Annotated in this window: 22 protein-coding genes and 1 pseudogene; 18 read left to right on the top strand and 5 right to left on the bottom strand. The window is 32.7% G+C overall.

Annotation, left to right across the window (positions count from 1 at the left end):
• Positions 1-774 carry a glycosyltransferase family 2 protein gene (locus ACNQGO_RS04210; RefSeq protein ID WP_417984341.1) on the top strand — a complete coding sequence of 258 codons (774 nt, stop codon included), beginning with the start codon at positions 1-3 and terminating at the stop codon, positions 772-774.
• Here the strand turns inward: ACNQGO_RS04210 and ACNQGO_RS04205 are convergent.
• The gene (locus tag ACNQGO_RS04205; RefSeq protein ID WP_417947841.1) at positions 766-2,076 is read right to left on the bottom strand and encodes a phenylacetate--CoA ligase family protein; all 1,311 of its coding nucleotides are present in this window, start codon (positions 2,074-2,076) and stop codon (positions 766-768) included. The two genes, ACNQGO_RS04210 and ACNQGO_RS04205, sit on opposite strands and share 9 nt — an antisense overlap.
• 152 nt (positions 2,077-2,228) lie before the next feature.
• On the opposite strand from ACNQGO_RS04205, the gene purD reads away from it, so the two are divergent.
• On the top strand, positions 2,229-3,503 hold the full coding sequence (purD, locus tag ACNQGO_RS04200) for a phosphoribosylamine--glycine ligase (RefSeq protein ID WP_417984339.1): 1,275 nt from the start codon (positions 2,229-2,231) through the stop codon (positions 3,501-3,503).
• A 31-nt stretch (positions 3,504-3,534) separates the two neighbouring features.
• On the opposite strand, the gene ACNQGO_RS04195 is transcribed toward purD, so the two are convergent.
• Complete coding sequence (locus ACNQGO_RS04195) at positions 3,535-3,765, bottom strand: DUF6341 family protein (protein WP_417984337.1); 231 nt, start codon at positions 3,763-3,765, stop codon at positions 3,535-3,537.
• A gap of 141 nt (positions 3,766-3,906) precedes the next feature.
• On the opposite strand from ACNQGO_RS04195, the gene ACNQGO_RS04190 reads away from it, so the two are divergent.
• On the top strand, positions 3,907-4,836 hold the full coding sequence (locus tag ACNQGO_RS04190; protein ID WP_417971745.1) for a DUF6427 family protein: 930 nt from the start codon (positions 3,907-3,909) through the stop codon (positions 4,834-4,836).
• Here ACNQGO_RS04190 and upp read toward each other — a convergent pair.
• On the bottom strand, positions 4,831-5,484 hold the full coding sequence (upp, locus tag ACNQGO_RS04185) for a uracil phosphoribosyltransferase (protein ID WP_417971747.1): 654 nt from the start codon (positions 5,482-5,484) through the stop codon (positions 4,831-4,833). The two genes, ACNQGO_RS04190 and upp, sit on opposite strands and share 6 nt — an antisense overlap.
• 86 nt (positions 5,485-5,570) lie before the next feature.
• Between upp and ACNQGO_RS04180 the strand changes: the two genes are divergently transcribed.
• The 7 genes from ACNQGO_RS04180 (at position 5,571) to ACNQGO_RS04150 (ending at position 12,366) form a co-directional block, all read left to right on the top strand.
• On the top strand, positions 5,571-6,176 hold the full coding sequence (locus ACNQGO_RS04180; protein ID WP_309758185.1) for a DUF4254 domain-containing protein: 606 nt from the start codon (positions 5,571-5,573) through the stop codon (positions 6,174-6,176).
• 117 nt (positions 6,177-6,293) lie between these two features.
• Positions 6,294-7,292, top strand: a complete 999-nt coding sequence (locus tag ACNQGO_RS04175; RefSeq protein WP_417971749.1) for a glycosyltransferase family 9 protein — start codon at positions 6,294-6,296, stop codon at positions 7,290-7,292.
• Between the two features lie 590 nt (positions 7,293-7,882).
• The gene (locus ACNQGO_RS04170; RefSeq protein WP_417984335.1) at positions 7,883-8,815 is read left to right on the top strand and encodes a class I SAM-dependent methyltransferase; all 933 of its coding nucleotides are present in this window, start codon (positions 7,883-7,885) and stop codon (positions 8,813-8,815) included.
• A gap of 39 nt (positions 8,816-8,854) precedes the next feature.
• Positions 8,855-9,556: a DUF3291 domain-containing protein gene (locus ACNQGO_RS04165; RefSeq protein WP_417984334.1), complete on the top strand. Its 702-nt coding sequence runs from the start codon at positions 8,855-8,857 to the stop codon at positions 9,554-9,556.
• A gap of 200 nt (positions 9,557-9,756) precedes the next feature.
• Complete coding sequence (gene crtD / locus ACNQGO_RS04160) at positions 9,757-11,238, top strand: 1-hydroxycarotenoid 3,4-desaturase CrtD (protein WP_417984332.1); 1,482 nt, start codon at positions 9,757-9,759, stop codon at positions 11,236-11,238.
• Complete coding sequence (locus ACNQGO_RS04155; RefSeq protein WP_417976066.1) at positions 11,231-11,881, top strand: carotenoid biosynthesis protein; 651 nt, start codon at positions 11,231-11,233, stop codon at positions 11,879-11,881. The genes crtD and ACNQGO_RS04155 overlap by 8 nt, the downstream gene beginning before the upstream one ends.
• Positions 11,872-12,366 (top strand): sterol desaturase family protein, encoded by a 495-nt coding sequence (locus ACNQGO_RS04150; protein ID WP_417945530.1) that lies wholly within the window; start codon positions 11,872-11,874, stop codon positions 12,364-12,366. Before ACNQGO_RS04155 ends, ACNQGO_RS04150 begins: the two co-directional genes overlap by 10 nt.
• A gap of 379 nt (positions 12,367-12,745) precedes the next feature.
• Here the strand turns inward: ACNQGO_RS04150 and ACNQGO_RS04145 are convergent, their stop codons facing one another.
• Positions 12,746-13,291: a GNAT family N-acetyltransferase gene (locus tag ACNQGO_RS04145; RefSeq protein WP_417945532.1), complete on the bottom strand. Its 546-nt coding sequence runs from the start codon at positions 13,289-13,291 to the stop codon at positions 12,746-12,748.
• A gap of 210 nt (positions 13,292-13,501) precedes the next feature.
• Here ACNQGO_RS04145 and ACNQGO_RS04140 point away from each other — a divergent pair.
• The 3 genes and pseudogenes from ACNQGO_RS04140 to ACNQGO_RS04130 form a co-directional block, all read left to right on the top strand.
• A pseudogene (locus ACNQGO_RS04140) lies at positions 13,502-13,851 on the top strand (glycosyltransferase family 9 protein); the annotation flags it as partial.
• Between the two features lie 236 nt (positions 13,852-14,087).
• Positions 14,088-16,871, top strand: a complete 2,784-nt coding sequence (locus tag ACNQGO_RS04135; RefSeq protein ID WP_417984330.1) for an outer membrane beta-barrel protein — start codon at positions 14,088-14,090, stop codon at positions 16,869-16,871.
• A gap of 66 nt (positions 16,872-16,937) precedes the next feature.
• Positions 16,938-17,699, top strand: coding sequence for a GLPGLI family protein (locus tag ACNQGO_RS04130; protein WP_417984328.1), 762 nt, complete (start codon positions 16,938-16,940; stop codon positions 17,697-17,699).
• Between the two features lie 99 nt (positions 17,700-17,798).
• Here the strand turns inward: ACNQGO_RS04130 and ACNQGO_RS04125 are convergent, their stop codons facing one another.
• A complete protein-coding gene (locus tag ACNQGO_RS04125) occupies positions 17,799-18,851 on the bottom strand; it encodes a 2Fe-2S iron-sulfur cluster-binding protein (RefSeq protein ID WP_417945538.1) in 1,053 nt (350 codons plus the stop codon).
• Positions 18,852-18,980: 129 nt separating this feature from the next.
• On the opposite strand from ACNQGO_RS04125, the gene ACNQGO_RS04120 reads away from it, so the two are divergent.
• The 5 genes from ACNQGO_RS04120 (at position 18,981) to ACNQGO_RS04100 (ending at position 22,839) form a co-directional block, all read left to right on the top strand.
• Positions 18,981-19,322: a PadR family transcriptional regulator gene (locus tag ACNQGO_RS04120; protein WP_417945541.1), complete on the top strand. Its 342-nt coding sequence runs from the start codon at positions 18,981-18,983 to the stop codon at positions 19,320-19,322.
• A gap of 10 nt (positions 19,323-19,332) precedes the next feature.
• Complete coding sequence (locus ACNQGO_RS04115; RefSeq protein ID WP_417984326.1) at positions 19,333-20,001, top strand: hypothetical protein; 669 nt, start codon at positions 19,333-19,335, stop codon at positions 19,999-20,001.
• Between the two features lie 202 nt (positions 20,002-20,203).
• Positions 20,204-20,515, top strand: coding sequence for a GIY-YIG nuclease family protein (locus ACNQGO_RS04110; RefSeq protein ID WP_417984324.1), 312 nt, complete (start codon positions 20,204-20,206; stop codon positions 20,513-20,515).
• A gap of 99 nt (positions 20,516-20,614) precedes the next feature.
• Positions 20,615-21,322 carry a hypothetical protein gene (locus ACNQGO_RS04105; RefSeq protein WP_417984322.1) on the top strand — a complete coding sequence of 236 codons (708 nt, stop codon included), beginning with the start codon at positions 20,615-20,617 and terminating at the stop codon, positions 21,320-21,322.
• A gap of 47 nt (positions 21,323-21,369) precedes the next feature.
• The gene (locus ACNQGO_RS04100; RefSeq protein ID WP_417984320.1) at positions 21,370-22,839 is read left to right on the top strand and encodes a DUF5687 family protein; all 1,470 of its coding nucleotides are present in this window, start codon (positions 21,370-21,372) and stop codon (positions 22,837-22,839) included.
• The last annotated feature ends 22 nt before the right edge of the window (positions 22,840-22,861 follow it).

The following is a 22,861-nucleotide window of genomic DNA, read 5'->3' as shown; positions in this document are numbered from 1 at the left end:
ATGAAAAACAGTCTGGTATCAATACTAATGCCTTGTTTTAATGCTGAGAACTATATTCTTGAGGCTATAGCATCAGTTCAGCAACAAACGCACAGCCATTGGGAATTGATTCTAGTTGATGATTGTTCAACTGATAATACCGTATCTATTGCTACATCAATTGCAATTCAAGACAACCGAATACGTATTTTTAAACTCCCAGTAAACTCAGGAACAGGAATTGCTAGAAATACAGCTTTAACACAAGCTGCAGGCAATTACATTGCTTTCCTGGATGCAGATGATGTATGGAAACCTCATAAATTGCAAGTTCAATTACAGTTCCTAAAAGAGCATCAATTGCCGTGTACTTTTTCGTTTTACGAATGTATAAATGCAGGAGGAAAGCCGCTCAATAAACGCGTGGAGGCACCACTGCAACTTACGTATAGGCAACTATTTTTTTGTAACTATATTGGCAATCTCACCGGGATTTATGATGTTTCTTTCTACGGAAAAATTCCTATTTCTCATTCTAGAAAAAGACAAGACTGGATGATGTGGCTTACAATACTTAAACCTATAAAAATGATACGCCCCGTACCAGAAAGTTTGGCGTTTTATAGAGTAAGGAACAACTCTATTTCGGCTGGTAAAATGGCTTTATTACAACATAATTTTGCCGTTTACAGAACGTTTCATGGTCATAATTGGATTCTCTCATTATTCTGCATGGCGGTTTTTTTATTCACGCAAATACTCATAAAGCCGTGGTATATCAAAAAATCAAATTAAAGATGTAAACTGTTTTAATTTCCCGCGATTGCTGCGTTCCAATGTTTTTTTTCTAATGAAATTAAATAGTAAATTAGGTTCCAAATACAATTCAATCGCCGCTTCAATTTTTTTAATTTGTGCCAAATTTAATTCGGTTTCGCTCACATATTCAATTTCAAAAGTATCAATTTTTGTTTGTTTTATAGTGAACTCTTTTATGTTTCCATCATCTTCGATGATGCTTTTTGTCACATAATAAAAGGTCAATCCAAGAGCAGTTTTTCCGCTGGGTAAAATGGCAATATCATTGGTTCGTCCTATTAATTTTTTGAGAATCGGTTTTTGTAGTGTGCTTTTTTCATCTAGAATCCCAGTATCGCCAATGTCGTATCGTATAAATGGATGTGCTTTGTTGTATAAGGAAGTAATAACGATGCGGCCCGAAGAGCCATTTAGAACCGCTTTATTATCCTCATCCAAAATTTCTACAAACAACGTTTCAGAGTTTACTTGCCATTCTCCTTCCTTATTCTGAAATGCAATCAAGTCTAGTTCCGAAGCTCCGTATTCATTTACAACAGGAACGCCAAACTGTTTTTCTAAAAGCATTTTATCGTCATCAAAAAGCATTTCAGATGTCACCATACAAACTTTTAAAGTAGGGCAAATAGTTGTTAGAACAATATTTCTCTTTTGTAAAAATTTTGCAAATAAAACAATAGAGCTGGTATAACCATTAATGTAATCAAACTTTTTATACTGAAATTTTTTCAGCATCTTTTCTAGAATAGCATCTGATAAATCGAAAATCGAAAATCGATACCGATGGCTCAAAAAATCCTTGAAGCGTTCTTTTTTGTTTCCGATAAAATCCATCGGAATACCATAAAAACGCGCTTGATAAGAGGAGTTAAAATCAATTCCATACCAACCAAATCGATATTTATTAGACGCCCAGGTTAGCGCATGACAGTATTTGTCTTTGGCAAAAATGAAAGGAGTGCCACTTGAACCAGATGTTTTATTGACATAAGAATTTGATGCGCTATAGCCTTTAGATAACCGTTCTAACAATGGTTTTTGCAAATTACTTTTTGTCAAAACGGGTAAATCCTCCCAATTTAAGTTTACGGTTCTACCAACTAATTCTTTGTAAAAAGGATTATTTTGCAAATGAAAATCAACAATTTCTTTTTTTTTATGATTTATAAACGCAGTGTGCTCACTTTCGGTAAAGGCTACTATTTTCCGCAATTCAGCTTTAGCTTCCTGAATTGGGAATCCGTTTAGATGAAGCGATACGTCAAAAAGTAGAAACATTGTGAAAGCATATTTTACCAAAAATAATATTTACTCCCCACTAATAATGGTGAACTGGCAATTTTTTGACATTTAATTATTTTATGAGTCCAAAAGCAATTATTTTTGCACCATCCTCCATTAGGCGGCTACACAACTAAACACAACTACACATGACTATTTTACTATTGGGTTCAGGAGGGAGAGAACACGCTTTTGCTTGGAAAATGATTCAGAGTCCGCTTTGTGATACTCTTTTTGTAGCACCAGGAAATGCTGGTACCGCTGCCATAGCGACTAATGTTCCTATGAGCGTAACCGATTTTGAAGCTATAAAAGCATTTGTTATTCAGGAAAAAGTAACTATGGTGGTTGTAGGTCCAGAAGACCCTTTGGTAAAGGGTATTTATGACTTCTTTTTAAACGATGTCGCATTATCTGATATTCCAGTTATTGGTCCGTCAAAAATGGGTGCGCAACTAGAAGGGAGTAAGGAATTTGCTAAAGAATTTTTAATTAAACACAACATCCCTACGGCGGCTTATGATAGTTTCACAGCAGAAACTGTAGAAAACGGATGTAAATTCTTGGAAACACTGCAGCCACCTTATGTATTGAAAGCAGACGGGTTAGCCGCTGGAAAAGGTGTATTGATTATTCAAGATTTGGCAGCAGCCAAAGAAGAATTGAGAAACATGCTCGTACATCAAAAATTTGGAGAAGCCAGTTCAAAAGTGGTTATTGAGGAATTTCTAGACGGAATTGAATTAAGTTGTTTTGTACTTACGGATGGTAAAAACTACAAAATATTACCAACTGCTAAAGATTACAAACGCATTGGCGATGGAGACACAGGATTAAATACAGGCGGAATGGGTGCGGTTTCACCAGTTCCTTATGTAGATGCGGTTTTGATGGAAAAAATAGAGACTCGTATTGTGAAACCTACTATTGATGGTTTCCAGAAAGACGGAATTCCATACAAAGGTTTTGTTTTTATAGGATTGATCAATGTCAATAACGAACCAATTGTAATTGAATATAATGTTCGAATGGGCGATCCAGAGACCGAAGTGGTGATCCCAAGATTGAAAACAGATTTAGTCGAATTGTTTTTGGCTGTAGCCAATGAAAAACTCGACGAAATTAATTTGGAAATTGACGAAAGAAGTGCGACTACAATTATGGTTGTATCAGGAGGATATCCGGAGGATTTTGAAAAAGAGAAGGTAATTTCAGGATTAGAAACCGTTAAAGATTCGATTGTTTTTCATGCTGGAACTAAATTAGATAACGGAAACGTAGTCTCAAATGGCGGACGAGTTTTAGCAGTAACATCGTATGGGAATGATTTTGAAGAAGCCATAAAAAAATCTTACCAAAACATAGACAAGCTACATTTTGATAAGATGTATTTTAGAAAAGACATAGGAAACGATCTTAAATAAAGCAATCAATTCCCACAGGTTTTAGCAGATCTTATTTAAAAAAAGAGTGAGCAGTAGTATCTTGTTTTTCAGTCCCAGCATCTTCAAAAATTTTCAATTGCTTGATCCAATATACCATTGCCAAAGCACAAATAATCATGAAAATCCAATTGACAGTATTGGCAGCAACCCAAGATGACAACTCTAATGAACGTAAAAAGTCTAGTGGAGCGAATAAAATATTTACAAATAAGTATTGAATTCCTTCGAAAAATGCTTTCATAATGTGTAAAATTAATTTAATTAATCGTTTTTTGAGAAAATTGAAGTTGTAAAAAAGTTTTAAAAGAAAGTTTTACAACTTGCAAGGTTTCCTTTTTAAACAAGTATTATATTTACGATCACAAAAGTATAAAATATCCGTATGATAACAAGTGTTTTTAGAAAATCTACACCATTAAATTTTTCATTGGTCGTAATTTTAATACTGGTTTTCTTTTCTATATACCATTTTCAAGATTTATCTTGGCAGAATTCCTTTTTACTACTGTCGAAAAAGGGTATTTTGTTTTGCGTAATAATAGCCTCCGTTTTTATCACAAATTTTATTGTCAAGAAAAACGGATTAAGTAAAGACAGCAGTTACACTATTTTATTTTACTTGTTGTTCCTGATATTTTTTCCGTCGGTGTTAGATAATTTAAACCTGTTGTTGTCTAATTTCTTTGTTTTATTAGCGCTCCGCAGACTGATTTCATTACAATCTTTAAAAGCCTCCAAAGAAAAAATATTTGATGCTTCATTGTGGATTTTTCTAGCTACTTTGTTTCATTTTTGGAGTATAATTTTTATTTTTTTAGTTTTTATATCCATAATTTTCCATGTTTCAAGAGATTATAGAAATTGGATTCTACCGTTTATTGCTTTTTTCGTTGCGGGAATTCTTTTTATGTTGTTTGCAACTGTTTTTAAACTTGATTTTGTCGATTACATTGTAAATAGCGTACAAATCAATTTGAATATCGATTATTTTACTAATAATTATCAAAACGGAGCTTTGTCCATTTACGCAACAATCGCGTTGTTTTTTTTAGTGTCTATGTTTGCAACATTGTCGAATAGACCGCAAATACTGCATACTTCATTCAAAAAAATCATTGCTTTTTTCTTTATTGGGGCAGCAGTTTTTTTAATTTCGGCCAATAAAAGCAATGACTTGCTGCTTTTTACTGTTGCGCCTTTAGCAATGATGGCTACAAGTCATATAGAAATCCCTCAAGAAAAATTAAAACAGGAGATGGTACTTTTTGTGCTTATTGCCTGTAGTCTTTTTGCTTATTTCTCTCAATTATAATTTTTGGCCGTAGGCTAAATCGCCCGCGTCGCCTAAGCCAGGTACAATATAGCTGTGTTCATTTAGTTTATCATCTAGGGAAGCTACCCAAAGATGGCAGTGTGCAGGTAAGTGCTGTTCGAGATAAGCAATACCTTCTGGAGCAGCAATTACCACCGCAATATGAATTTCTTTTGGCATGCCTCTCTCCATCAATTTATTGTATACTGCCACAATAGATTGTCCCGTGGCAAGCATGGGATCTACGATTAATAAATTTTTTCCATTTAAATCTGCAATGGCTTGGTATTGAACTAAAATATCAAAGTAATCATCATTATTAGGATGGTGCCTGTAAGCCGAAACAAAACCATTTTCGGCATTGTCAAAATAATTTAAAAAGCCCATGTGCAACGGTAAACCGGCACGCAAAATGGAACACAAAAGCAATTGATCTTGTATTTCAGTTGTTTTTTTTATTCCTAATGGTGTTTGTATTTCGACATTTTTGTAGTGTAACTTTTTACTCAATTCATACGCCATTATTTCACCGATACGTTCAATATTTCTTCGGAAACGCATGCTGTCAGTGTGAACATCAACATTTCGTATTTGTCCTAAAAAATGATTTAAGACGCTGTTCTCCTCTGATAAATAATGAATGTGCATGATTTTATTTTTGTAATTAAACTTCTGAGTATTTTTTTATGGTATAAAAGTATAAAAAGTATCTTTGTCTTTTAATATATAAAGATATGTTTTCAAAATTAGCCTACTCTGTATTTGAGCAAAGCATCAAAGATTATCATCAGTTTGATAACGTAGATCAGCCCATAAATAATCCTTTCCCAAAGGATAAATTCGAACATTTGTTATACCACAAAAACTGGATTGATACCGTTCAATGGCATTTTGAGGACATTATTAGGGATCCAAATATTGACCCTGTTGCGGCCTTAACCTTGAAAAGAAGAATAGATGCTTCTAACCAAGAACGTACGGATATGGTAGAGTATACCGATAGTTATTTTTTACAAAAATACAGCCATGTAGTGGTAAAAGACAACGCAAAAATTAATTCAGAAAGTCCGGCTTGGGCTTTTGACCGATTGTCAATTCTTGCTTTGAAAATTTATCACATGCAAGAAGAAGCTAATCGTGCTGAGGCCTCACAAGAGCACAGAGATAAATGCCAAGTAAAGTTGAATATTTTATTAGAGCAAAGAACAGACCTGTCTACAGCTATTGACGATTTGCTTACAGACATTGCAAACGGAGATAAATTCATGAAAGTGTACAAACAAATGAAAATGTACAACGATGATGAATTAAATCCTGTTTTGTATCAGAACAAGAAGTAAATAAGATATTTTGAACCATTAAGGTATTAAGAAAATTAAGAAAACTTAATGAATCTTAATACCTTAATGGTTTTAAACAAAAATTAATTGTCAACTACTATCCAACATATAGCCGTCATGAGACTTTCTGCAATGGGAGATGTCGCTATGACGGTTCCTGTTTTACGCGCGTTTGTCAGTCAATATCCAGAGGTTAAAATCACGGTCATTTCGAGACCTTTTTTCAAACCATTTTTTGACGTAATTCCCAATCTTACTTTTTTTGCTTTAGATGAAAAAGAACGGCACAAAGGTTTTCTTGGATTGTTGCGTCTATTTCAGGATTTGAAAGAATTAGAAATTGATGCTTTCGCCGATTTGCACAATGTGTTGCGTTCTAAGGTTGTTCGAACGCTTTTTGCCTTGAGCGGAAAAAAAAATGCCACAGTGGATAAAGGAAGAGCAGCAAAAAAAGCATTGACCCAACCCGAAAATAAAGTGTTCAAGCAACTTCCCACCATGTTTGAACGGCATATCAAAGTGTTTAAAGAGCTGGGTTTTACAGTTGATTTGTTTCAGCCAGATTTCCCTGAAAAAGCAATTTTGAACCCAGAAATTCTAGCGGTAATTGGAGAAAAAAATCAGAAATTAATAGGAATCGCACCTTTTGCACAATACGATGCTAAAGTGTATCCTTTAGATCTAATGCAGGAAGTGATCGATCAATTGGCTTTAGTTACAACCCACACCATTCTGCTTTTTGGCGGTGGAACAAAAGAAATTGAAATTCTGGATTCGCTTACTGCTAATAAAAAAAACGTCATCAATATGGCTGGAAAACTCAAATTGCAACAAGAATTACAGCTCATCAGTAATCTAGATGTGATGCTTTCGATGGATTCTGGGAATGCACATATTGCGGCCATGCTAGGTGTAAAAGTCATCACGCTTTGGGGAGCCACACATCCGTATGCTGGGTTTTCACCCTTTAATCAACCAATGGAAAATGCGTTGGTTTCTGATAGAAATCAATTTCCAAAAATACCCACTTCGGTATATGGGAATAAAAAAGTTGCAGGTTATCAAGAGGCTATGCGAACTATTGCTGTGAAAGATATAGTCCGTCGTATTTTGTAATCTTTGCGAGGAAAGAATCTATCCTTTTTGTTAGTCTCGATTTAAATTTAAGGCTTTAATTTTAAACCCTTTTTTTCGAAATGTATTCTTATTAGTTCTATTTGTCTGACCGAAATAATTATAAAAAAAATCAGATGATTGTTTTTATATCCAAAAAGATCAGATTTAACTAATGCATAATTTTTTACGAAGGTTCTTTTTGCTCTTGACCTATTAATGTTAACATAAGATTTTTATTCCTATTGATATTAGTCTTAAAACTGGTCCTGTTTTTAGGGGCAACATAAAAACACACAAATAAATACATCAAACAATAACCATGACAATTGAACTAATCTAAAAATTCAAGAGATGGGTGCTGAACAATAAAAGAAAATCGAGAAAAAACAGCTAGACAAGAGGATTTTTTCTATTTTATATTTTTGTCGGGTATTAATATTTTGATTTGTAATTATTCAAAAAAGGGAATACCAAATTGCAGTAGGGAATTTATAAAACGTAGCTTTGTGTTCAATAAAAATAAAATGCAGCTTGAAGTTGTTTTTTTTTTGCTTTTTGTATCCCCAACAAAAAAAATATCCTGTTGATTAATGAATGAAATTAAAATAGTTAATTGTCCCGTTTGTAACAGTAAAAACAATGTAAGTTATATAACGACTAATGCATTAATGCATGAACTAAATAATGAGCGCTATGAATTTAAAAAATGCGTATTGTGCCAAAGTGTTTTCTTATCAAACCCCGTCCAAGAAAGTGATTTAAAAAACTATTATACAAATAATTATCTTCCTTACAAAGGTGCTGCAGCTTGGGGGAAATACAAGTTATTTGTTACAAAAAGTCAACAAAATTTAGATTTAAAAAGAGTAAAAATTGTTGCAAATAACACAAAAAATAAAAAATCATTTTCTATTCTGGATGTGGGTTGTGGCAATCCAAGTTTTTTAAATGCCATCCAAAAAAATTTATATGCTGATTGTACTGGAATAGATTTTTCTGATAATGGATGGAAAGATAATAATTTTGAAAACTTAAGTCTTTTTAAAAGTTCAATAGCTAATTTTAATCCAAACCAGAAATTTGATGTTATTACGCTTTGGCACTATCTAGAACATGATTATAATTTACAAGAAACCATTGAAAAATTATTTTGTTGCTTAAACCCTAGGGGTAGATTAATAATAGAAGTACCCGATTATAATACTATTTTAGCTAAAAGACAAAAGCAATTTTGGCAGGGCTGGCATAGTCCCAGACATCTTACACTTTTTTCAAAAGAAGGGTTTCGTCAACTTTTCACACCAGATAAATGGTCTATTGTTAAACATATAAGATATGGTACTTTAGATGCGTTTACACTATGGTGGCTTGGAAAAATGGAGAAAAAGAATATAGATTGGTCTAGTTCAATGGAAGGTAGATTTTGGCACTTAGTGTTTTTAAAAATTATCAGTTTTCCTTTTTTTCTATTCGAAAAAGTTATTCCAATGGGAATACAAACTATAATTCTTGAAAAAAAGTAATGTTTTCAAAAAAATAAAATTCAATTAATATTTCATTTCGTGAGTCAAATAACTACAAGTACCTTTTTTAAGGTGGATACATTTTCGAATAAATGGTGGGCTTTTACACAAATGCAACTTGGACATAATAAGTTAAAAAACGTTACAGGTCTCACTTTTTATAAACTATTGGGCTCAGGTGCAAAAAATGGTTTTAGCGCAGTTCCTAATTTTGGGACTTATGTACTTTTTTGTATCTGGGACTCGGAGAGTAGCGCTGAAAACTTTTTTAAGCAACACCCTTTCTTTTTAGCGTACAAAAAACGAAGCAGCGAACAGTTTACAGTTTACCTTAATTCTGCAGAAGCCCATGGTTTGTGGGACGGAATACAACCTTTTCATAAAAATGTAAATTTAGACCCAGATAAACCCGTAATTGTATTGACTAGAGCTAGTATAAGATTAAGAAAACTGTGGTCTTTTTGGAGCAAAGTAGGATCAGTAAGTCAAAGTTTAGAAGGCTATGATGGACTGGTTTTATCGATTGGCGTAGGTGAATGGCCATTGATACAGCAGGCAACCATAAGCATTTGGAAAACACAAAAAGAAATGCTTGATTATGCCTATAAAAATCCAAAACATCGAGAAGTTGTTATGCTTACTAGAAAACTGAATTGGTATAAAGAAGAAATGTTTGCTCGATTTGTGCCTTATAAATTTGAAGGGAAATGGGATGGCAAAGATGCTGCTGAATTTTACTAAATTAGTAATAGGAATCGATGATATCTGTTTGAATTAAAGTTAAAAAAAATAAACAGTATTGAAAACAAGCAGCGGCAGAAAACATCATTTTTTTTGAAAAAATTATTAAATTTAGCCATTAAAAGTATATTATAAAAATAGGATGTATGGCACATAAATCTAAATTTGTTTAATATATTTGCAAATAAATTAAACAATAAGTGAAATCAATAAGCAATAATTTAAATGCCATAGTTGTTGGTTCTGGGATTGCTGGAATTGCAAGTGCTATTCGTTTGCAACAAAAGGGCTTTAACGTTACGGTTTATGAAAAAAATCACTATCCAGGTGGTAAACTTTCTACATTTAAATTAGGAAATTATCGTTTTGATGCAGGACCGTCACTATTTACAATGCCAAATTTTGTTGATGAATTATTTCAATTAGCTGGAAAAGATCCTAGAAATTATTTTAAATATATCAAGCACGATAATTCATGTAATTATTTTTGGGATGATGGAACCAGGCTAGAAGCTGACAGTGATATCGAAAATTTTTCTAAAAAAGTAAGCGATACCTTTAATGTTTCAACAGTAGTTATTAAAAAAAAATTAACTAAAGCACGGTTTATAAATGAAACGATAGGAGACTTATTTTTGGAGCAAAGTTTGCACCAATTAAAGAACTTTCTTAATCTAAAAACACTAAAAGCAATTTTTAAAATCAATAGATTAGACATAAACAAATCGTTGCATCAAGCTAATTTAAAAGATTTAAAACATCCAAAATTAGTTCAGCTTTTTGACAGATATGCAACATATAACGGTTCAAATCCATATAAAACTCCGGGGATTATGGGGATTATCCCTCATTACGAATATAATGTTGGAACCTTTTTTCCAACAGAAGGTATGAACAGTATTACCACATCTTTAGTAAAATTAGCAGAAGATATTGGAGTTAATTTTGTTTACAACAGTCCAGTTGAAGAAATACTTGTTGATACTTTACAAAAAAAAGTTACGGGAGTCAAAGTAAACAATAAAACTATAGATGCTGATTTGGTATTTAGTAATATGGACGTCTATTTTACGTACAATAAATTATTACCAAAAATAAAAGCACCAAAAAAAACTTTATCACAAGAGCGTTCAAGTTCAGCTATCATTTTTTATTGGGGTATAAAAAAACAATTCCCGGAATTAGATTTACACAACATATTTTTTGCAGATAATTATAAGGAAGAATTTGAATGTATTTTTGATAAAAAAACAATATTTGCTGATCCAACGGTATATATTAATATTTCGTCAAAATTAGCAAAAGACGATGCCCCAATTGGTTCCGAAAACTGGTTTGTAATGGTAAACGCTCCAGCTAATAATGGACAAAACTGGGATGAATTAGTTAGCAAAACAAAACAAAACCTTATTTCAAAAATTAATAAACAACTTAATATTAAATTAGAAGACCTAATAGAGAACGAAGAAATTCTAGATCCTCGATCTATTGAAGCCAATACATCTTCCTTCCAGGGTTCTCTGTACGGCACATCGAGTAACTCTAAATTTGCCGCGTTTTTAAGACATCCAAATTTTAAAAATAAAATCAAAGGATTATATTTTGTAGGTGGAAGTGTTCACCCTGGAGGCGGAATTCCGCTTTGTTTAATGAGTGCCAAAATCGCCACTAATCATGTTTAATAATTATGCCACATTAAAACTTAAAGTATCGATTATTATATTGATCGCATTTTATATTTCGGGTTTAATAGGAATATTAACCAATAATCAAACAATAGATTTTCTATCATTGACACCGCTAAATTTAGTGATTAATGTTGCGTTACTATTTTTAAATCATCAAAACGGAACTAATAAACAGGCTATAGTTTTTTTGATTATTGCAATTGCTGGATTTTTTATAGAAGCAATAGGGGTAAATACCGGACTCATTTTTGGCAACTATGTATACAAAACAACTTTAGGATGGAAATTTCTTGAAACACCGCTTATTATTGGCGTCAATTGGATATTACTCACTTGTTCAGTTGTTTACAGTATTGAAAATAAAATAAAAAGTAATCTAGGAATAGCTTTTGCATCAGCATGTTTGTTAGTACTTCTAGATATTTTAATAGAACCAGTGGCCATACAATATAATTTCTGGAGCTGGAACGAAACCATAGTTCCTATCAAAAACTATATAGCATGGTTTATTATTTCTTTTATTTTTTGTTATGCAATTGCCTATTATAAAGGCGAATCGAAAAATAATTTAGCGCCTTATTTATTAATTTTACAGTTTATATTTTTTGGAATCTTCAATTTTATGATATGGAAATAGTTTTTTATTTTTTGACAGTTATTGCCACTTTCTTTTTTATGGAATTTATGGCTTGGTTTACGCACAAATTTATTATGCATGGGATAATGTGGTACTTTCATAAAGATCACCATCAACATGAACCTGGTTTTTTTGAAAAAAACGACATTTTTTTTCTAATTTTTGCTATTCCAAGTTGGTTATGTATAATGTTGGGACTTATGAATGCATATTATTTTGTAGTTTGTATAGGTATTGGCATTGCTGTTTATGGTCTTTTTTATTTTTTGATGCACGACGTTTTTATACACCAACGCTTTAAATGGTTTAGAAACAGCAATAATTTTTATTTATTAGCATTACGAAAAGCACATAAAATTCACCACAAGCATTTAGGAAAAGAACATGGGGAAGTTTTTGGAATGTTGATTGTACCATCGAAATATTTTAAAGAGTCGCAAATTAGTACATCAAAAAAACGACAAAATAAAGTAAAGAGTTCTTAGCAAAAATCAATAATATAAAAAATTCAATTCAGCTAAGACTATATGCTTATTGGAACCATTAAGAATCTCTTAGACTTAATTAAAGTGAACTTTCTTAATGGTTCAAAAATTCATAACAAAATACTGTTTGAACCATTAAGATATTTACGTTTTATGAACTGTATGTATCAATGTTCTAATCTGAAGTAATTTTTTTCAATATTTTTTTAAAAAAATTATTGAAATTTGAACTGTTTCGATTTTAAATTTATTTTTCTAAGTTTTTAGCGACTTAGTAAAAGTTGATGCTAAATTTTGTCGGTTATTCGATATTTAAGGATAAGATAACTTAAAAGTAAGCCTAAAATAAAACAAAGTAAAACTGTCGTCTGAAGTACTTTTAGTTTGATTTTTTATAATCTTTGTTGACCAAATTCCAATATATCATCTCATTTTCAACGGATATCTTGGTAAAATTAAATTTTTTTAGAAGATTTATTGAACTACTATTTGAAAACAAACAATTTGCTGTAATTTCTTTTATTTTTTCGTTGGAGAAAGCCCATTTTATTATTTCTCGTACTGCTTCTTCTGCAAAACCTTTTCGTCTTTCTTCCTTGATGATGCCATATCCAATATCAATATTTTCGTCTTTATCGTTAAATCCTTTAAATCCTAAATCTCCAATTATTTCCTTTGTGTCTTTTTTGATTATCATCCAAGATTCAAAACCTGTTGGATAACCTACTTTGGTTAAATTATTAATAATTCTAGGTAACGTCTCTAAAACATCCATGTCTGGCCAACTTTTCCCTTTTTGATAGTTCCATTTCTCTAAATCACTAAAATCATTGTTTAAAATGTTTTGACAAAATGGAATTGTAAAAGGTTTAAGTATTAAATTTTTAGTAACCAGTTGTTCAATTTCAATAGTATTAATTTTCATGTTTTTAATGTAAGATAATCAAGGTAATAAATATACGATCTTACCTTTCAGGATTTTTAAAGCTTAGATTTTTAATATACCATTATTGTACTAATATACTAAAAACCCCAACTTCACTAAGGTAAAAAAACCTCCCTTTTCAGAGAAGTTTTAATTGTCTTATAAACTGTTCTTACACATCATCATAATCTACATAAATGCTTTCTGATGTTGGATGCTCTTGCTTCTAATAGAAAAAACGTCATCAATATTGCGGGAAAACTCAAATTGTAACAAGAATAACAGCTAAGTAGTAACCTAGACGTAATGTGTCTATTGATTCCGGGAACGCGCATATTGCGGCCATGCTTGGTGAAAAAGTCATCACGCTTTGGGGAGCCACACATCCGTATGCTGGGTTTTCACCCTTTAATCAACCAATGTAAAATGCGTTGGTTTCTGATAGAAATCATTTTCCAAAAATACCAACTTCGGTATATGGGAATAAAAAAGTGGCAGGTTATCAAGAGCCTATGCGAACCATTCCCATTGAGGCGATAGTAAATGCTACTGTGTTTTAAATCAATTAATTGTGTTTAGAATACGTTATTTAGCCCATGCTTATTGGTACGAAAATGCTAACTTTAACACATTAATAACAATTGGACATTAGGGTATAGTGAGAATAATACTATTTTTGACGGTTTTATATTTCATTTTAATAAATGCAACGGTATGTAATTCTTGACTTGGAATTAGCTGTTTATTTTTAGAATTAATGTTTAACCAGCTGCATAACCAAATCGAGCAACGCTTTATGTCAAAAATTACAGTATCATTTGCATTTTTGTTCTTATTTTCTTTTTCTGCTTTTTCACAAAAAAATAAGCTCTCAGGAGTTTTAACCGCCGGAAGTGAAAAAACGCCAATTTATAATTCCGTTGTGGCTTTACTAACACCGGTAGATTCTGTATTATACCAGTTTACACGTTCGGATAAAGATGGGAAATTTTTGTTGAAAAAGATAAAACCAGGCAGTTATATTTTTATGACGTCTCACAATCAATATGCAGATTATTTAGAAGATATAACTGTCACTGATGCTGATAAAAATTTAGGAAATATCAACTTGTTGAGCAAAATGGAGTTGTTGCGAGAGGTCGTGATAAAAACGGGTTCTATCAAAATAAAAGGAGACACCACAAGTTACAGAGCTAGTGATTTTCAAGTAGATGCTAACGCTAACGTAGAGGAATTGTTGAAAAAACTTCCTGGAATTCAGGTTGATAAAAATGGTACAATCAAAGCCATGGGTGAAACCGTAACGAAGGTATTGGTTGATGGTGAAGAATTTTTTGGTGATGATCCCGGGATGGCAGTAAAAAATTTACGTGCCGATGCCATCAAGGAAGTACAAGTTTTTAATAAAAAGAGCGACCAAGCTGAGTTCACCGGAATTGACGATGGTGAAACAAAAAAAACAATCAATCTGCGTCTAAAAGAAGATAAAAAGAAAGGTTATTTTGGTAAAATTGATGGCGCCAGTCAGCCAACTGCAGAATCGGATCCGCGATACAATAATAATGTTTTACTCAGTAGTTTTAAAGGAAAAAGAAAACTGTCTGCATTTTTATTAAATGGAAACACTGGGCAAGATGGATTGAGCTGGCAAGACAATGATAAGTTTGGTGGTGGTGATGGTAATGTGAGTATGAGCATGGATGATGATGGAAATGTAAATTACGAATGGACTGGCGGCAACAATGACGAAGAGCCAAATGTAGATGCACAAAATGGATTTATAAAAAACACCAATGCAGGCGTGCAGTATAGTAATAAATGGAACGACAAGCATACTTTGAATTTGTCTCCTAAATACAACAGACAAAACTATCAAAACAATAGCAGCAGAAGTACGCAAACACAAGTCGGGGATACACAATTGAATCAAAACAGTGCTACTGTAAGCCATGTTAATAGAGATAATTTTAAACTGAATGCCGTTTATGATGTGAAAATTGATACTGTAAACACTCTAAAAATAACTACCAAAACAAATTTTTACACTGCTGACAGTGATGAGTTTACTACGGGCAGTACCATTGGCAGCGATGGCTTGTTGCGAAACAAACAAGAGCGTTTGTTTACTACTAATTCAGATAAAGCAGCGCTTTCGGCCAGCGTTTTGTTTAAACATAAATTTGTTAAACCCCGCAGAACATTATCTATAAACAGTAGCTGGAATACGCTTAATACGAATGCCAATAATTTCTTGAAATCAGCTAACGAAAGCTATGAAGGTGGTCTTTTTGCCTTTAGAAATGAAGTAGATCAAAATAAAGTAGGTGAAAAAAACACTCAAAATTTTACGGTAAACACCGCTTATACCGAACCTTTAGGTAAAAAAATGGCTTTGCAACTGTCCTATCAAATTAATAACAATAGTGGCAATAGTAACTTTATTACGTATGATTTCTCAGATAGTAGCGGCCGTTATGATATGGTAGTCGATTCTCTTTCTAACCAGTTCAAACAAAACATTACGACGCACAAACCAGTGATTAAATTGAGTTACAATGCCAAAAAAATTAATTACAGTTTTGGTAGTGGATTTGGTTTTACCTCGTTTAATTTACAAGATCTAACTCAAAGTAAGGAGTACAAAAGGAGTTTTACTAATTTTTTCCCGTCTGCAAATTTTTCGTACAAGTATAAAAGTAATAGTAATTTACGATTCAATTATCAAGGAGCTAATAAACAGCCCACCATAGATCAGTTACAACCGTTGCGAAACAATCAGGATTTTTTCAATCAAGTAGTTGGAAATCCAGATCTAAAACAGTCTTTTACAAATAGTTTTAATATCTCAAACAATAGTTATAGTATATTGACTGAAACTAATTTTTACCAAAGTATATCTTTTAGAATGACTTCTAATTTGATATCTTTCAATAGGGATATTGACCCAGAAAGTGCAAAAACAGTAACCACTCCAATAAATACAAATGGAAATTTTTCAGCTAATTTGTATATGGGTTATGGCATTAAATTGAAGAAATTAGATATGTATGTAAACGTTAGTCCATCGGCAAATTTCAACAGATCAGTAAATAGTATCAATGGACAAATCAACAATTCGAACAATTTGAATTCTAATTTTTCGGTGTATTTAAGTAAGTCTAAAGAAAAAAAATATGATATCAACTTGAACAACACCTTTTCTAATAGTCGCAACAGTACCTCTCAAAATAATGAAGTTAAATCTTTTAACACCAATAATTTGGGATTAGATATTGGAGTTTATTTTAGAGAAAAATGGAAAATTTCGACAGATTATAATTTGTATGTTCGTCAAAAAACAGTTGATTTTCAGGATCAGCTCACCAATCAACTTTGGAACGCAAGGCTACAACGTACTTTTAAAAATGATGAATTTACCGCTTATGTGATGGTGCGTGACATTTTGAATCAAAACATAGGAATCAATAGGTTTATATATGAAAATACTATTGGCGAAGAGCGTAATGATCGACTCAAACGTTACGCTATGATTGGTTTTACATGGAATTTTAAAAATAAAAATGGTGTCGAAAAAAAATAAGTAGGTTCTACTTTTAAGAGCACTCTATAATCCAATTTGATTTAATATACAAAAACATTAAGACTCATGAAAACACTATATTTTTATTTCGCCATAACATTGTGCGCTACCAGCAGTTTTGCGCAGCAATTTGTAAACAAGGCAGTAATTGAATACGAAGTTAGTACTAATCTAAAAAAAACGATGAGTAATGACAGTTGGGATGAGATGATAAAAGACAATATGTCTGACTTGAAAATATCCTATTACACCTATAGCTTTGAAAACAATAAAAGCATTTACAAATTTGATAGATGGAGTCCAAAAACCAGAATACCAAAACAACAAAAAGAGGCAGACGAAGAAGACGCTTGGTATTTTGATTTTACTACGAACAAAATGAACATGCAAAAACAAATTGTAGGAACTAATTTTGTAGTGGAAGATAGCATACCAAATATACAGTGGAAAATAACAAATGAACACCGAGAAATAGCGGGCTACAATTGCCGCAAAGCCGTAGGTAAAATTTATGATGACGTCTATGTATTTGCTTTTTACACGGATGACATTATTATCTCTGGCGGTCCATGCTCTATAAATGGCTTACCGGGCATGATTTTAGGACTTTCTATTCCAAGACTGTATACTTCGTTTATGGCGACTAAAATAGATGTAAAAATCAGTGACACTGCGGTAATAAAACCGACAATTGCCAAAAAAACGTACGATTTAATGGGCCTAAAAACTTTTATTGAAGAAAAAACAAAAGACTGGTATACGTACGGGGAAGACAAGGAAGAGAATAAAAGACAAAAAAACCTGTTTTTTTGGAATGCTTTTTTGTAATGAAATGACCAGATTTTAGAAATATCTAAAATTAAAAAATTCCAAATCCCAACTTTTAAGGTTGGAATTTGGAATTTTTTAGTTTTAGATATTTATCGTTTAAACATCATCATAATCTACATAAATACTTTCTGATGTTGGATGCGCTTGACAAGTCAGAATCAAACCATCGGCAATTTCTTTATCGGTAAGAATGGAATTTTTAGACATTTCAGCTGTTCCAGAAGTAACACGTGCTAGGCAGCTGCTGCAAATTCCGCCTTGGCAGGAATATGGCGCATCAATACCTTGTTTTAAGGCTGCGTCAAGAACGGTTTGTTTTTGTGACATTTCAAAAGTTGTTTCCTCGTCATCTACCATGATGGTGATTTTTGAATGGCCGCCTAATGATTTTTCGATTGCGTTTTCTTTGGTAGAAGAAGCAAATAATTCGAATTTAATATTTGATTCCTTGACGTTATGTTCTTTTAAAACACCGGAAACAATATTGATCATTTCCTCGGGTCCACACAAATAGAACTTATCAAAGTCAAGCTCTTTGTGTTTGTTATTTAAAACAAAATTCACGGTCGATTTTTCGATGCGACCAAACAAAGCAGGCTCTACTTTGGCTTGACTGAAAACATAATGTACAAATAGGCGTCCTACATATTGTAGTTGCAAATCGTGTAATTCTTGGTGAAAGATGGTTTCTTCGGGTGTTTTGTTCCCGTAAACCAATACAAAGGAACTCTTTGGTTCGTTTTTCAATACGGATTTAAGGATAGACATCACGGGTGTAATTCCGCTTCCAGCTGCAAATGCCGCATAGTTTTTTTGGCGTTCAGCCTGAGGTTCAAAGGTAAATTTTCCCTCTGGCGTTCCTACTTCAAGTACATCTCCCGCTTTAAGTTTTGTTTTGGCAAACTGAGAAAAAGCACCACTAGGTACTGCTTTTACTGCAATACGTAATTCACCACTATCAGGCGATGAGCAAATAGAATAGGCACGGCGAATTTCTTGACCGTCGAGAGTTAATTTTAAGTTCAAGTATTGTCCAGCAATAAAAGCATAGTTTGCTTTTAGTTCTTGAGGAACATTAAAAAGTATGGAAACCGCGTCTTTGGTTTCGGGTTTTACTTCTTTTATGATAAGTTTTAAAAAGGATGACATGTGATTATATTTTTTACAAATATACAAAGTCAATAGGTTTCTTAAATTAAAGCGTTTGAAAAATTTACATACCTAGAAGTGTTATGTATAAGAATCTTATGTATATTTGTTTTTCAAAATAGGATTGAAATGAAAAATTCACAATTATACAAGGGTAGTTTGAACACCATAATCATGAAATTGCTGGAGGAAAATGGCAAGATGTACGGTTATGAAATCACACAAAAAGTAAAAGCCATAACGCTAGGCGAGCTTAACATTACCGAAGGCGCTTTGTATCCTGCGCTTCACAAACTCGAGGCCGAAGGAATTCTGGATGTAGAAATGGAGAAAGTAGACAACCGCATGCGTAAATACTACAAACTCACTGAGAAAGGAACCACTGAAACCGTAAACCGACTCTCAGAGTTAGAAGATTTCATCAGAAACATGCAGAGTTTAGTGAACCCAAAACCTAGTTTAGAATTTTAATTTTTTGAAGATGAAATTAACTGTCGAACAAATAGAATACGTCGCCAATTATGTCAACTCCTTTGATATTAAATGGTATGAATTGCAAGTGGAGCTTACGGATCACATGGTAAATAGTATGGAAGAAATTTGGGAGAAAGATCCAGAATTGACCTTTCATCAAGTGAAACAGTATGCTGAGAATCGTTTTGGACGGAATGGTTTTAAAGCCATAGAAAAAGAAAGAATTGCGATTCTTCGAAAAGAATACAATCGAATTCAACGAAAAATGATAACTGAGTATTTGAAGTTCCCTAAAATTTTTGGAAGCATTCTGTTGGGATTTCTAGCTTATCAAGTATCTTTTTACTTCGAAGAACCGCATGAATTTATTTTTCGTTTAAATCTGTTGCTTCTAGCGTTATCGATTCCATTTATGTACAGTTGGATAAAAAACCAAAAAATAAATGGCAAACGTTTTTTAGCAATTAACAGTCAGAATTTTTATGTTAGTGTGATAATTTTTCCTCAATGTGGAATTGACTTCTCCAATAATTTCAAGGAGGAAATCCAACAGAATCATCTATTAGTGATACCATTTATTTGTTTTTGGGTTTTAGGTATTTTATTTAGTATCACGGGTTTACATATTAACACTAAAATTGTAGCGAAAATTAAAAAACAATACCAACTGAATTAATTTTATGAAACTAACCACCTAACTCAGATTATCAACCCACAAATTTTTCATGCTGAGGAACGAAGCATCTCTACAAGTTGCTCACAATTCATTTAGCCAACGCATATAAAAGACTCGTAAAGAATTTAGCTATTGAAATTACTCATAATGCTGAGGAACGAAGCATCTATACAAACTGGAACTTCATTTTAAATCTAAAAACATGATGGAATATCAAGAAGGTTATCATACTTACTATGTTTACATTTTAACCAATAAAGCGAAAACCGTTTTGTACACCGGAGTTACAAATAATTTAAAAATTCGACTACAGCAGCACATAGAATCCTTAAATCCGAATTCGTTTACCGCCAAATATAACGTTCATTTTTTGTTGTATTTCGAAAAATTTACGTCGATAAAACTAGCAATTGCCAAAGAAAAAGAGATTAAAGGATGGAAGAAAGACAAGAAAATTACACTAATAAAATCAATTAATCCGGAGTTGAATTTTTTGAACGACTTGTTTACGTAGCAATATAGAGATGCTTCGTTCCTCAGCATGACAAAATAGAGAGAAAAAAGCAGGAAAATAGTAAATGACAAATAACTTTCAAGAATAGCAAAATAGAATATGAAATTAACCACCCAACAAATAGACCAACTCTACCTTTTTACCCGACAGCATTATGTAGAATATTACGACTTGCAATCAGAGCTTGTAGATCATCTTGCGAATGCCATTGAAGCGCAAATAGAACTGAGTCCAAAACTTACTTTTGACGATGCTTTAAATATCGAGTTTAAAAAGTTTGGAGTTTTTGGTTTTATGGACGTACTTGAAAAACGACGAGCGGTGCTAAACAAAAAGTACTACAAAATTGTTTGGCAGTATTTCAAAGATTTTTTCAGTATCCCTAAAATTGTACTGACAACAGCCATGACTTTAGCTTTATTTATTGTTTTAAAGTTTAGTGTTTATAGGGAATATATTTTCATGGGAACATACCTTTTATTGTTCATCACTATGTTTTATGAATTGTACAAAAATCACAAAACCACCAAAAACAGAAAAAAAAGCGGAGAGAAACTTTGGTTATTTGAGGAGGTTATCCACAATTACGGAAGTATTTCGGCAATTATTACTATCCCTTTCAATACGATGATACATATCTTTAATCATCCCGAAGAATATCTAATAAATGATTACGAGATATTGGGGCTGAGCTTCTTTTTAGTATCATTTAGCCTATTTCTTTTCATCATTTTCAAAATAATCCCCTCCAAAGCCACACAATACCTAGAAGCTACCTATCCCGAATATAAATTAGAAAACGTGTAACGTTTTCCCACTTTGAGTTACTTACTAGCAAACCAAATAACCATATTATGATTCAAAAATTCCTCTATCTCGAATGGAAAGCATTTATTAGATCGGCATCGTTTGCCACTAATTTAGCTTTAAAAATCCTGATGGGTTTTGTTGCCATTTATTTTATTCTGATTTTCTTAGCATTAGGAATAGGTGTTTTTTACATTTTAAAGAAAGAAAATTTAGACCCAATTGCTACAGTAAATAAATTTATGATTTATTACGTATTAATCGATTTAATCATCCGATTGCTACTGCAAAAAATTCCGGTGCTGAACATTCGTCCCATGCTAGTTTTCCCAATTAAAAAAGCGACAATTGTACATTTCTCTTTGGGAAAAACCATTTTATCTTTCTTTAATCTCGTTCATGGTTTTTTTCTAATTCCATTTTGCGTAGTATTGCTGATCGAAGGGTATGACATTTTATCTGTTGTGCTTTGGTTTCTAGCCTTGTATTCACTGTTGTACATCAATAACTTCATTAATATTATTTTAAGTAACAAAGACAATTTATTTGGTATTTTCCTAGCAATAGCTGCTGTTTTAGCGGGCTTACACTATTACGGATTTTTTAATGTTACCGATTATACTGCGCCATTTTTCAATGCCATTTTCAATACGTATTGGGCTTTTGCAATACCAGTTATGGCACTTGTTGGTTTGTATATTGTTACTTTCCAGTATTTCAAAAAGAATTTATATCTGGATGCGGGATTGTCCAGTAAACATGATGTTGCTAAAACAGAGGACTTGACTTGGTTGAACCAATTTGGAACCATAGGAACCTTCTTGAAAAACGACATTAAATTAATCAAACGAAACAAACGTTCTAAAACTACGGTTGGACTTAGCGTTATGTTTCTTGTTTACGGTTTGCTTTTCTTTACCAATAGAATTCCTATGTACAGCAGTCCTGCAATGCAAATTTTGGGTGGGATTATAGTTTCCGGTGGATTCTTAATCACTTTCGGACAATTTGTACCAAGTTGGGATAGTTCGTATTACCAACTCATGATGACACAAAATATTCCGTACAAAGGCTACTTGAGTTCAAAATGGTGGCTCATGGTTATCGCTACAATTGTTACTACAACCATTGCTTCCTTCTATCTTTACTTTGGGGTACAGGTGTATTTGACCATCATTGTGGGTGCCATTTATAACATTGGAGTCAATTCTCATTTGGTTTTATTAGGTGGCGCGTACACAAAAACACCCATCGATTTGAGTTCTGGAAAAGGTGCCTTTGGTGACAAAAAAGCGTTTAATGTAAAAACCATGCTCATCTCCATACCGCAATTAGGATTACCAGTTTTTCTGTATTGGTTGGGTTCAAAATTTGGAAACCCAAACATAGGCTTAGTGCTAGTAGCAGGGATAGGAGTAATTGGATTTGCCTTCAAAGAAAAAGCATTCTCCTTGATTGAAAAAATCTATAAATCAGAGAAATACGCGACCATTGCGGCGTACAAACAAAAAGGATAAATAACATTTAGAGTAATCATCA

It is taken from the genome of Flavobacterium frigidum, assembly GCF_048286735.1.
GTDB lineage: Bacteria > Bacteroidota > Bacteroidia > Flavobacteriales > Flavobacteriaceae > Flavobacterium.
Note: the sequence above shows the minus strand (reverse complement) of the source record. Positions and strands in the feature narration are given on the sequence as shown.